We start from the raw sequence: 11,224 nt of genomic DNA, 5'->3' as shown, positions 1-11,224 counted from the left end.
AGCGAGTATTTCCTTGGGGCAGCCATGGTCGTAGGTCCTCTCATGAGTCCCATCTGACCCTCTGTCAGCTCCCTCCGCATCTCGGGGGAACCTCACGGCCACGCCTCGCGATCGTGCGTGGCCACAGCTTGGCTGCATGCCTGAACGAACCGGTCGTAGACGCTGGCGCGATCCTCTCGGCGGCCATGCCTGACGACCGTGATCGGGCTCGACGCCGCACGGGCCGCATTGGCGAGCTGTGCGAGGGCCCGGCCTGATAACCCACTCACCGGATCGGTCATGACCGGGACTACAGCGGGCCACGGTGCCTAGCTTCCGTGCCACAGATTAGGAGCCCGCGACACGCCCAAAAGTGCCGATCCGCCTAACTTTTCCGGAGCTACTTTCCGTGACGGCGACGGAGCCAAGACGAACCCACCGCCACACTGCGCTAGTTCGGATAAGATCAGCTCGGCGCGCTCGGCCTGGTCCTCAACGCCATCGTGATCTGTTATCTGGGGCGGCCGGAGGCCGTCCGCTACGCAGTACGAGTGGACTTCCGGGTGTGTACTGTCCGCTGTCGCGGACGGCGTATCCGGGGTGCGTACGTTACGGCTCGTGACGACCGTAGCCAATCTCTCGGGGTTCCGTACGCAACGCCTCACTCTCAGTACTGGCGAGCGGACCTGGACCGTGCTGGGTCGGGACCACCGCGTGGTGGAGCCGGCGGAGGAGTACCTGGAGTACCTGCGGGCGCAGAGGGTCTCGCCGAACACGGTCAAGTCCTACGGCCGGGCGCTGGCGCTGTGGTGGCAGTACCTCGACGTGTTCGGGCTGGCCTGGGACGCGGTGACGCTGGAGGACTTCGGGGCCTTCCTGACCTGGCTGCGGACCGGCGAAGGCCCGGAGGTCACCGCGCTCGATCCGGGGCAGGCCAGGTTCGCGGAGTCGACGGTCGCGGTGCGCCTGCGGGCCGTGCTCTCCTGCTACACCTACCACGAGCTCAACGGGGTCGATGTCGGACGGCAGTTGCACCGGATCACCCACGGCCGGAGCGGCAATTACAGGCCGTTCCTGGAGCACATCGCCCGCCGCAAGGGTCGTCGGCGGACCACGATCCGTGTCCGGCAGAAACGGGCCGCCGCCCCGCCCACACTCACTCCGCGGCAGATCGACCGGATCTGCGATGCCTGCGCGTACTGGGATAACGAGGCCCGTGAGTGGCGGGGGTCCGTACGCAACCGACTGCTGTGGGCCCTGCTGGCCGAGTCCGGACTCCGCCTGGGAGAAGCGCTCGGGCTGCAGCACCGCGACTGGCACACCGGCCGGGACGACACCCCGTTCATCGAGGTCGTCGCCCGTGAGCACCAGCACGAGGTCCGCGCCAAGAGCGGCTACCGACGCCTGTATGTCTCCGACGAGGTCGACCGGCTCTACGGCGAGTATGTCTGGCAGCTGTGCGAGACCGGCGCCGACCTGGTCACCGACGACTTCGATGCCTCGTACGTCTTCGTCAACCTCGACCGCGAGCCCCGGTTCGCCCCGTGGAAGCCCGACAGCGTCTACGACCTGGTGGACCGGCTCCGCCGCGAGCTCGCCGGGCAGGTCCCGGAGGGCTGGACGCCGCACTGGTTCCGGCACAGCCATGCCACAGCGCTGCTTCTGTCCGGAGTCCCGATGCACGTGGTCAGCCGCAGACTCGGCCACGCCGACGTGCAGACCACGATGAACACGTATGCCCACGTCACCGAGGACGCCGAGCTGCGGGCCGTGGCCGACTGGGCCAAACTCACCGCCAGTTGGCGGGCCGCTCTGGATACCGAACCGATCGGACCATGCTGATGAGCGCCAAGCTCCTGCTGGAGAACATGCGGGACACTTCCGGCTACTTCCAGCAAGACGTGCTGGACAGCGCGTGGGCTGCCGTCCCGGAGCGGTTCCGCACCGTCGATCTGGCCTCGGACGGCCTGGAGCCCACGGATCTCGGCGCCTTCACGCTGGGCAAGCACCAGCACAGCTTCCGGCTCCGCTTCTTCCTGCTGCCCGCTCCGATGGACCGCGAGATGGCCTGGTGCTGCTGGCGCCTCGTCGAACTCGGCGGCCGAGTCCCGGTCGGATCCTTGCAGTCACTGATCAACTCACTGGCCCGGGCGGTGGAGGACCGGCCGGACCTGCGCGGCTCACTGATGCGACGCACCCCGCGCGAGTGGGAGCGGTCCCTGGCCGCGGCCTACGCCCGGCACTACGGCCGCCTGCCCGGCAAGGGCTGGGGCCTCAACACCGGGACCGTGCTGCGGCGTTACTACCAGATGCTGTGGACCGCCTACGACCAGCGCCCCTGGTGGCAACGCGAGGTCTGGGACCCCGTGCTGGACCCGCGGATCCCGCTACGGGCCCACGAACCGATGGGCGACCACAGCCTGTACTTCCAGTCCCTCCAGCCGCTCTGGCTACGGCACGGCTTCCAGTGGTACCTCAAGGTCTGCCTGGAGACCGGGGACCTGACCTGGACCACCGCCCGGGCCCAGCGGTCAGGGATCCAGGCCTTCGGAGACTGGATCACCGGCCAGCACCCCGCCCCTCCCACCTGGCTGCGCGATGACCCCGCCGCGGTCAGGGCGTTCATGCTGGACTACCTCAGCCACGTCCGCGCCCAGACCGCCAGGTCAGGGCCGAACCGGGGCAAGCCGCTCTCGGCGCTGCGCGTGAACGACATCATCACCGACGTCGAGAAGTTCTACGCGCACATGACCGACCACCGCGAGACGGCAGCCCGGGTACTGGAGGAACCGGCCTGGCTGCGGCTGACCCCCTACCACGCCATCCTCTGGCGCCACGGGGAGAAAGGGCGGCCCGCGGTCCAGCCGGAGCGCTGGGAGGTCATCGACGACACCGCGTTCTCCCAGATCATGGCCAACCTCCACCTGCTCGGCGCCCCGGTCGAGGAAGGCGGGTTCGGCGACGAGCAGGTCATGCGGATCATGATGCTCCAGGCCCGCCTCGGCCGACGGATCAGCGAGATCCGGATGCTCGACCGTGACCCGCTGTCCGCGCTGAACCAGCTCACCCGACCCGACGAGCAGGACGCCGCCGACGGCGCCTTCGTCGCCAAACTGCGCTACCAGCAGACGAAGATCGAGCAGGCGCCGGACACCATCCTCGTCGACGCCGAGGTCGTCGCCATCATCCGCGCCCAGCAGCAGTGGGCCGACACCCACCTCAGGCCCCGCTGGGCGGCGGGCGCGAACCCCAAGTACCTCTTCCTGGCCCACAAGATGAACCGGCACGCCGACAAGCACTACCCCGTCGAGCGCATCCACCAGACGCTGTCCGAGTTCGCGCGCCGCCTCGGCATCCGCGACAGCGCCGGACGGCTGGTCGACTTCAACCGCACCCACCGCTTCCGGCACACCAAAGCCACCAGCCTCCTCAACGCCGGTGTCCCGCTGCACGTCGTCCAGCGCTACTTCGGACACCTGTCACCGACCATGCTGATGCACTACGCGCAGACCCTCGCTGAGACCCACGAGCGGGAGTTCCTGCGCTACCGGAAGATCACCGCCGACGCCCGGGAGCTGTCCACCGACCCGCGCGACCTCTACGACATGCTGGAACTCGACAAACGCACCGACCGCATCCTGCCCAACGGCCTGTGTCTGCTGCCGCCCCGTCAGGCATGCGCGAAGGGCAACGCCTGCCTGACCTGCGACAAGTTCGCCACAGACGCCACCTTCCTGCCCGAACTCACCACCCAGCAACAACGCACTGCCCAACTCATCGACGAACGGCAGAACGCGTTCACGGCCCGGACCGGACAGCCGATGAGCGAGGAAAACGTCTGGCTCGCCGGACGCCGCCAGGAACAGGACGCCCTCGGACGCATCATCCTCAAGCTGGAACAGACCCGCCTCGCAGACAGGCCCCCGCAGGCCGTCCGCGGAGCCGGCGTCGACGCCCGCACCGACGCGATCACCCGCAGCCAGGACGGGAGCTGACCAGCATGCGCGGCAACCCCGACAACCTCCGCCAGGCCGCCGCCCGCAAGAGCGCCGCCGCCCAGGCCCGCGCCGAGAAGGGCCTGCGCGAGATGATCCGCCGCGGACAGCCCATCACCTTCCGCGGCCTCGCCCAGACCGCCGACGTCTCACTCGACTTCCTCTACCGCTGCACCGAACTCCGCCGACGCGTCGAACAGCTCCGGGACCAGCAGCGAAGCCATCCGCCTCGGCCGGCCGCGCAGCCGCCTGACGACTCTCCCAGCAGCGTCGTACGCACCCTCACCGCCCAGCTCGCCGAGTTCAAGCAACGGCACCGCGACGAGGTTCAGGCCCTGCGGCACGCCCTCGAAGCGGCCCAGAGTGAGAACCTCGAACTTCGGCGCCGCCTCGGCCCCCGGCACACTGCCCGCCCCGAGACCTCCTGACATCGCTCTCGTGCGGAGGCACGGCCTCAGTGTGGCGCCGTGACCGCAGCGCCCCGGATCCGCTCGATCTCGGCGGTCGGAAATGGTGTTCGCTTACTCTCGGTGAGCAGGCGGCGGCGGAACTCGCCCATGACGACGGCGGTCCGGGCATGCCGGTCGATGATCGCGGCGATCTCGGGCGGGACGTCACCGGGCTGGTGGCCGGCGATCCACTCACGCAGGAACGCCTCGTGTTCCATACCGCCGCGCAGGCGCTCGGGCAGGTGGTGGCGGAGGAGATGCCGCGCGGTGTGGCAGTGGTCGTAGGCGAGATGGTTTGAGAGGAACTCGACCTCGACCGCTGACAGTTCGAAGCTGGAGCTCAGGGCGAGTCCGAAGTCCGCGAAGTAGAGCAGCCGGCCGTCGGTCAGGACATTGGCGAAGTGGGCGTCGAAGTGGGCCAGCCCGTGCGAGCTCATGAAGGCGGTCCCCCTAGCCAGAGCCTCCTCCACCCACGGATAAGGCGAGCCCTCCTCGCTCTCCACACCTTCCCGGCGGTCGTCCAGCCACGCGGCGAGCGTCTGCGGCACGTGTTCCAGGAAGAGCACCAGGCTGGACGAAGACCGGCCGATGGCCTCCAGCCGCTTGCGCACCGCTGATGAGCCCTCCCAGTGCGCGACCGCCCCCTCGATGCCCCCGAACTCGTCGGCGAACCCCTCGGGAGGGGAGTCGGGCAGGATGCGCCAGTGGTACATCAGGGGAAAGCCCTCGTACTCATTCCCGAGGACCCAGTGAGTCGTCATTGTGTGCACGGCCAGCTCCCGCCAGGCCCCGAACCCCGCCGAGCCCACCCCGTACTGGTAGAACATCGGCAGCCCGAAGAGATTCGCCGTCGACCGCACGTTCTCCGGTCGCCACTCCAGCTGCGTCAAGGGGACCCGCTTGACGAACACCCGCGTCCCGTCGATGTCCAGCTCCGCCAACCGGCCCCCGATGCCTGACCCGAGTGAGCTGGCAGCAGCCACCACCTCGCCGAGCCGACGGTCGCTCAGCAGGGACAGGCGCGTGGCCACGGTCCCATAAGTCGCGAGCCGCCCGGCATACCGCGGGTCTGGGTGCTGCATCGTGGACTCCTCGGTGCCCCGAACCGGGGCGTCGGTGATCTCGCGAACGTGATCGACCATATCCGCCGGGGCCTTCCCGGCAAGTCCTCGAAGCCGCCCAAGAGTGAGGGCCCCGGCGCTGCCTCGGCCCTCGACACATCTCCCGCTCCAGACCCTTTGACGCCGATCTCTTACGGACGCGACCGCAAGTGCTCTACCTGCACGAACACCAGCCGTTCACCCCTTTGCCCCAGATACGCTCTGGACGACGAAGTACATCGACGCCGCCGTCGCCCAGCTTCGCGCCGAAGGCCACGAGATCCGAGACGAGGACATCGCCCGCCTGTCGCCGCTCAAGCACCGCAACCTGAACCTGCTCGGCCGCTACAGCTTCACCGCCTCCACCCCGGACGCCGGCGCCCTGCGCCCGCTGCGCGACCCGGACGCCCCAGAACTGGACGAAGACGACGACGGCGGGCAGGAGTGAGTATCAGGAGCCGATCGGATCAATCCGTGACGGGAAGGCACTCGGCGAGCAGGGCGACGATGTCACGCCAGGCTCGCTGTGCGTGCCGTGGGTGGTAGCCGACGCCGGGACGCACGGTGTGGTCGACCGGTGGGTGGTGGAAGGCGTGAAGGGCTCCTCCGTAGACCGCGAGGCGCCAGTCGACGCCCGCGGCCTGCATCTCTGCGGTGAACGCCTCCCGTTGCGCGGGCGGCATGATCGGGTCTTCCGACCCGACCCCGGCCCATACCGGGCAGCGAATGCGTGCCGCCTCGCCCGGTCGGCCCGTGGTCAGTGCGTTGACTGTCCCAATCGCGCGCAGGTCGACGCCATCGCGACCGAGTTCCAGTGCGACTGCGCCCCCGGTGCCGTAGCCGACGGCGGCGGTCCGGTCGGGGTCGGCCCGTGATTCGGCACGCAACACGTTGAGCGCGGCGTGACCGATTCCTCGCATGCGGTCGGGATCGGCGAGCAGCGGCATGCAACGGGCCAACATTTCCTCTGGGTCTTCCAAATAGCGTCCGCCGTGGAGGTCGAAGGCCAGCGCCACGTACCCCAGCTCGGCCAGAGCCTCGGCCCGCCGGCGCTCGACATCGCTGAGCCCCGTCCCCTCGGGTCCGATCAGGACTGCGGGCCGGCGCTCGGCACCGGCCGGGAGCGCGAGGTATCCGATCATCGTCAGGTTGTCGGCCGGGTATTCGACCGTACGGGTTGTTACCGTCGTCATGCGACTGGACGGTAATGACCGTTGCGCCCGCTCGGGGTGGTGTTCACCGATGGCAGACAGCAGCCTGTCCACCTCGCTGTCGCAGGTCCGCCAGCATCACTGCGACGTCTATCTCGCGGCTGCCTCGCGCAGTGCCACCGACCCTGACCGGCTGCTGTCGCCCGCGACCACGGTGGCGATGGTTCGCATTCCACAGTTCCTCGTCCTCTATGCAGAGATCCTCAGCGATTGCTACCAGCCGGGCTTCGCCCCGTGGCCGGGCCGCAGCGCGGACGAGGTCACGGGATATGTACACAGTGACGAGAACCGGGTGCCGCCGGTCCCGGACACCCTGTTGCGGCCTCTGCTGGCGAACTGTCTGTACTTGCTGGAGACGATCGGCCCGCTGCTGGTGGCCGAGGCGGCCGCGGCCCGCGCTGCCGACCAGCATGAGGCCGCCTCGCGGCGGGGCCTGCTGGTCACTGAGGTCGATAGCCTGCGCGAGGTCATCGAGCGACGGCGAGAGACCGGGCTTCCCGCTGCACGGGCCGCGGAAGCAACCATCACTCAGCGCTTGAAGCGCGGATGGGACCCGGGCGACCCGCTCCTGCACATGTCGTGGCATCCGCTCGTCGTTCAGGCGGCGGGGGCCATGGGGCACCGCAGGGACCTGGAGACTCTCCGTCCCGAACTGGAACGGTGGGTGAGTGAGTGCGGCCTTCAGCAGCCCTGGTGCCGCGATGCGGCACCGGTGCCCCGTCCCGATGACGGCACCCCGGTGCCTTGGACTCTGCCGATGGCCCGACACCAACTGGACGCCATGGTCTATGTCGTCACCTCGGCTGCCTACTTCCTCACCTCAGCGCTTTGCGGGATGCGTTCCTCGGAGTTGGCGGAACTGACGAGCGGCTGCCGCCAGCAAGAAGAACGGCCCGGTGGCCGCACCCGCTACCGTTTGCTCTCCCGCCGCATCAAGGGCGAGGCGTTCGGGGGGCCGGGGACGCGTGGGTGGTCACCGAAGACGTGCACCAGGCCATCGCCATCGTCGAAGCCCTCACCGGCGCCGCCCCGGGTGAGCGGCTGTTCGCCAAGGCATCCAACAACAGCGGTCGCCGCTATACGGCCCTGCGTTCCTGGGTGAACGGCGAGTACGGACAGCGGCTCGGACTGGAGCCCATCCCCGACGGCCCGGTCAATCCCCGAGCCCTGCGGCGCACGCTCGCGATGGCCATCGCCCAGCGCCCGCACGGCCTGATGGCCGTAAAACTGCACCTCAAGCATGTCAGCGTCGCCACAGCCGAGGGCTATGCCGACCCTCGGGAATTGCATCAGACAGGCGAGAAGTCGCAGGTCGCCTGCTCACGGAGAGAGCCTGACCGACTCCGAGGCTACTACGACCTAGCTGCCTGAGCAGGGAGTTTGCCACCACGATCCCATCTAATGCAATATCTGCCCTCCAGAAGGGATGGTCTGGAGTGGTGCATCAGCAGAAGGTGACTCTCGCTGGGTCGGCTCGCATGGAGCTTGTCTCCGGTGTGGTTCAGCTGCGTCCGGAGGATGCGATGTTCGACGCGATGCTGCGGGACGCAAGGGAGCCCTCGCCGCCTACCGTGATGCCACCCTCTTCAAGGTCATCTACGGCTGGGGACTTCGCCGGACCGAGACGTCCAAGCTGGACGTGGTCGACTTCGGGCGGAACCCGAAAGCCCGCCGGTTCGGCCGGTACGGCACGCTCAACGTCCGCTACGGCAAGGCGAAGAAGGGCCAGCCGCCGCGGCGCCGGAATGTGCTGTCGGTGATGGACTGGGCCGTCGAGGCGCTCGCGGACTACGTCGAGAACGCCCGCCCGCGCTTCGGATTCCCCGACCGCCCGGCTCTCTGGATCACCGAACGCGGCGGACGCCTCCAGCCCGGCTCTATCAACGACCGGTTCGAGGCATACCGCGACGCCCTAAAGCTCCCAAAAGACCTACTTCCGCACTCAATCCGCCATTCATATGTCACACATTTGACCGAAGGCGGAGTAGATAGACGATTTATTCAACAGCAAGTCGGTCACGAGTGCGACAGCTCCACGGCCATCTACACGCACGTCAGCGACGACTTCATGAACACTGCCTTGAGCAAGGCCCTGGCCCCGGCATTCGCCGGCGTCTGACGAGGAAGGACCGACATGAACGAAGCAGTCAAAGCTGAGGTCCTGGCGGAACTCGACGCGCTGCGGCGCGCGAGCGGTGTCGCCGCCGGCCACGCCGACCTGGTGCGCGAGTACTCGGCGGATGGCTCGGAGTGCCGGATCGTCTTCGCCGGCCTGGCGGACGGCGAGGTCGTGGAACTGGTCCGCGGAGAGCGGGAGCTCGCCCGGTCCGGCGGCTACACCCTGGAGTGGAAAGTCTACGGCCACGACAGGCAGCAGGGCCTGGCTGCCGCGCTCGAAGCAGCGGGCTTCGAGCCCGACGAGGAGGAGCAGGTGCTGATGCTCCCGGTCGCCGAGGCATCATCGGCCCTCTTCGACACCTCGGGCTACGAGGTGCGGCAGGTGACCGACGGCGCCGAGCTCGACGACTACGCCGAGATCTCCCGCCAGATCGGTCGGCGTAACGCGGACGAGGAGCGTCGGCAGCTGGCTCGGCTGCTCGAAGAGCAGCCTGACGCGATGAGCGTGCACATCGCCTATGCCCAGGGCGAGCCGGTCTCCTGCGGACGGGTCTACTTCCAGGCTGGCAGCCCGTTCGCCGAGCTGGCGGGCGCCCGGACCAAGACGACCCACCGTCGGCAGGGCTTCTTCACCGCAGTGGTCGGCTCCCGGCTGCGGCAGGCCCGGGAGCGCGGCTGCGGGCTGCTGGTCACCGATGCGCTGCCCACCTCTGAACCGATCCTGCGCAAGCGCGGCTTCGAGGTGGTCACCTCCACCCGGCCGTACATCTTCGAGCCGGACAACTGAGCGCCTTGGTACGCCGTCCGGAAGACGCGGACCCGGCGGAAGTCGGCCCAGAGGAACCGGGCCCGGCACTCGCGGGCCAACGAGAGGGAGGAACCCGATGATGGTCGCCAAGCTCGACTACCACTGGCACCTACGCAAGGTCATGGCGGACCGCGGGATGTTCTCCACCACCGACCTCATCCCGCCGCTGAAGGAACGCGGCATCAGCCTGTCGTCGAGCCAGGTCTACCGGCTCGTCGTCGAGCGGCCCGAACGCCTCAGCCTGAAGATCCTCATGGCCCTGCTCGACATCCTCGACTGCACCATGGACGACCTCATCGAGCCCATCGCCGTGACCGGCTCCGCGAAGAAGCCGAAGAAGGCCGCCGCAGGCGGGACTTCGGTCTCCGAAGGAGTCGGCGACCTGAGGCCCCGGCGGGCCCGCATCAGCGGAGTCGACCGGTGACAGGTCTCGCCGGGGAAGTCCTCGCGGATCCGGTCGGCCTGGTCGTGCGGCTGATCGGGAACGTCGAAAAGCACCTGCCCGCCGAGCGCGTCCGCGACATCGTCCTCACGGTCGTACGCGCACGAGCCGGCCGCCGCAGCCTCGCCCAGGCACTGCACGACGACCCGTCACTGTTGCGGACCGGTCGGCCACCGGCGCCCTACTGCGTCGCGAAACTGCTGATGGCCCTGAACGAGGCCGGCGCCCAGGACGTCGCACTGCCCCGATGCGGCGAGTGCGGCCGCGCATGCGGCTACGTCGGCAGCAGCAAAGGTGGGCACTGGGGCTGTTCGCGCTGCTTCGACAAGCCCGCTGTCTGCGCGGGATGCCATGAAGACCGACGCCCTCGGCCTCACCACCGTCACGCTCCTCGCTGTCCCGGCCTGCTCCACCGACGTCGCCGGAGCCAAGCCGCACACCGCCTCCTCGGCCCCCACCGGGCAGCCGCACTCAGCCGCTCAGGACGCCGCCCCGCTGTCCTCGGCCGCGTCGGAAACTCGCCTGCTCGACGAGCACGACCTCGGCAGCGGCTACCTGCACATGCCGGAGCGTCCCTCCCGGCACGACGACGTCACCGTGCTCGGCTGCCCGGCCTTGAACGAGCTGGGGGGCGATGCGGCGACCGGCGGCTCGCTCACGTTCCCGCGCAAGGCGAAGGCCACCATCACCTACGCCGGCAGCAGCAACTCGGAGGTCACCGAGGAGCTGTACAGCGACAGCGCCGAGAAGCTGTCCAACGGCATCAGCCGGGTCTTCAACGCCATGACCGGGTGCCCTACCTATCGGGTCGTCGCGGGTGGTACCGCGGTCGACATGGCCTCGCAGAAGCTGACCGCACCCCACCAGCTCGGTGACGAGCAGTGGAGCCAGCTTCTGACGTTCACCACCGGCAGGCACAGCAGCGTGGTCCAGCAGACTGCGATCCGCACCGGCAACATACTGGTGATCGTCTCCGGCGCACCGGCCCTCGTCGACCGTCACCTCGACAAGGCTCTCGACAAGGCGACCTCCAGCTGACCGGCCCACAACGTGGGGGGGGGGGGGGGCCCCGGGCGGGGGGGGGGGGCGCGCGCGGGGGCTGGTGGGGGTGTGGTGTGTGTA

Annotated in this window: 12 protein-coding genes and 1 pseudogene; 10 read left to right on the top strand and 3 right to left on the bottom strand. The window is 68.8% G+C overall.

Annotated features, from left to right (window positions below):
* Positions 1 to 92: 92 nt before the first annotated feature.
* Positions 93 to 281 (bottom strand): hypothetical protein, encoded by a 189-nt coding sequence (locus ACFWWQ_RS24930; RefSeq protein WP_384600155.1) that lies wholly within the window; start codon positions 279 to 281, stop codon positions 93 to 95.
* Between the two features lie 316 nt (positions 282 to 597).
* On the opposite strand from ACFWWQ_RS24930, the gene ACFWWQ_RS24925 reads away from it, so the two are divergent.
* Genes ACFWWQ_RS24925 through ACFWWQ_RS24915 form a run of 3 tightly spaced genes read left to right on the top strand, consistent with a single transcriptional unit; the run spans position 598 to position 4,402 of the window.
* Positions 598 to 1,821 (top strand): tyrosine-type recombinase/integrase, encoded by a 1,224-nt coding sequence (locus ACFWWQ_RS24925; RefSeq protein WP_384600153.1) that lies wholly within the window; start codon positions 598 to 600, stop codon positions 1,819 to 1,821.
* Positions 1,821 to 3,974: a tyrosine-type recombinase/integrase gene (locus ACFWWQ_RS24920; RefSeq protein WP_384600150.1), complete on the top strand. Its 2,154-nt coding sequence runs from the start codon at positions 1,821 to 1,823 to the stop codon at positions 3,972 to 3,974. Before ACFWWQ_RS24925 ends, ACFWWQ_RS24920 begins: the two co-directional genes overlap by 1 nt.
* A gap of 5 nt (positions 3,975 to 3,979) precedes the next feature.
* Positions 3,980 to 4,402 (top strand): DUF6262 family protein, encoded by a 423-nt coding sequence (locus ACFWWQ_RS24915; protein WP_384600147.1) that lies wholly within the window; start codon positions 3,980 to 3,982, stop codon positions 4,400 to 4,402.
* 26 nt (positions 4,403 to 4,428) lie between these two features.
* Here ACFWWQ_RS24915 and ACFWWQ_RS24910 read toward each other — a convergent pair whose 3' ends face one another.
* Positions 4,429 to 5,505 carry a protein kinase family protein gene (locus ACFWWQ_RS24910; protein ID WP_384600145.1) on the bottom strand — a complete coding sequence of 359 codons (1,077 nt, stop codon included), beginning with the start codon at positions 5,503 to 5,505 and terminating at the stop codon, positions 4,429 to 4,431.
* Between the two features lie 238 nt (positions 5,506 to 5,743).
* On the opposite strand from ACFWWQ_RS24910, the pseudogene ACFWWQ_RS24905 reads away from it, so the two are divergent.
* Positions 5,744 to 5,971: pseudogene (locus ACFWWQ_RS24905) on the top strand (Tn3 family transposase); the annotation flags it as partial.
* 19 nt (positions 5,972 to 5,990) lie between these two features.
* Here ACFWWQ_RS24905 and ACFWWQ_RS24900 read toward each other — a convergent pair.
* Entirely contained in the window at positions 5,991 to 6,716 is a 726-nt protein-coding gene (locus tag ACFWWQ_RS24900) for a dienelactone hydrolase family protein (protein WP_384600142.1), read from the bottom strand.
* Positions 6,717 to 6,765: 49 nt separating this feature from the next.
* Here ACFWWQ_RS24900 and ACFWWQ_RS24895 point away from each other — a divergent pair, with 49 nt between their 5' ends.
* The 6 genes from ACFWWQ_RS24895 to ACFWWQ_RS24870 all read left to right on the top strand — a co-directional run bounded on the left by ACFWWQ_RS24895 (position 6,766) and on the right by ACFWWQ_RS24870 (position 11,140).
* Positions 6,766 to 7,836: a hypothetical protein gene (locus ACFWWQ_RS24895; RefSeq protein WP_384600140.1), complete on the top strand. Its 1,071-nt coding sequence runs from the start codon at positions 6,766 to 6,768 to the stop codon at positions 7,834 to 7,836.
* Positions 7,833 to 8,105, top strand: a complete 273-nt coding sequence (locus ACFWWQ_RS24890) for a hypothetical protein (RefSeq protein WP_384600137.1) — start codon at positions 7,833 to 7,835, stop codon at positions 8,103 to 8,105. Before ACFWWQ_RS24895 ends, ACFWWQ_RS24890 begins: the two co-directional genes overlap by 4 nt.
* 55 nt (positions 8,106 to 8,160) lie before the next feature.
* A complete protein-coding gene (locus tag ACFWWQ_RS24885) occupies positions 8,161 to 8,853 on the top strand; it encodes a tyrosine-type recombinase/integrase (RefSeq protein WP_384600134.1) in 693 nt (230 codons plus the stop codon).
* 15 nt (positions 8,854 to 8,868) lie between these two features.
* Complete coding sequence (locus tag ACFWWQ_RS24880; RefSeq protein WP_384600131.1) at positions 8,869 to 9,639, top strand: GNAT family N-acetyltransferase; 771 nt, start codon at positions 8,869 to 8,871, stop codon at positions 9,637 to 9,639.
* 97 nt (positions 9,640 to 9,736) lie between these two features.
* Complete coding sequence (locus tag ACFWWQ_RS24875; RefSeq protein ID WP_384600128.1) at positions 9,737 to 10,084, top strand: helix-turn-helix domain-containing protein; 348 nt, start codon at positions 9,737 to 9,739, stop codon at positions 10,082 to 10,084.
* A 369-nt stretch (positions 10,085 to 10,453) separates the two neighbouring features.
* Positions 10,454 to 11,140: a hypothetical protein gene (locus ACFWWQ_RS24870; RefSeq protein WP_384600125.1), complete on the top strand. Its 687-nt coding sequence runs from the start codon at positions 10,454 to 10,456 to the stop codon at positions 11,138 to 11,140.
* Positions 11,141 to 11,224: the final 84 nt, after the last annotated feature.

Origin of the sequence: Streptomyces sp. NPDC059080 (assembly GCF_042739975.1) — a bacterium.
GTDB lineage: Bacteria > Actinomycetota > Actinomycetes > Streptomycetales > Streptomycetaceae > Streptomyces > Streptomyces benahoarensis.
The sequence above is the reverse complement of the archived record's forward strand: the minus strand, read 5'-3'. Positions and strand labels throughout refer to the sequence as shown.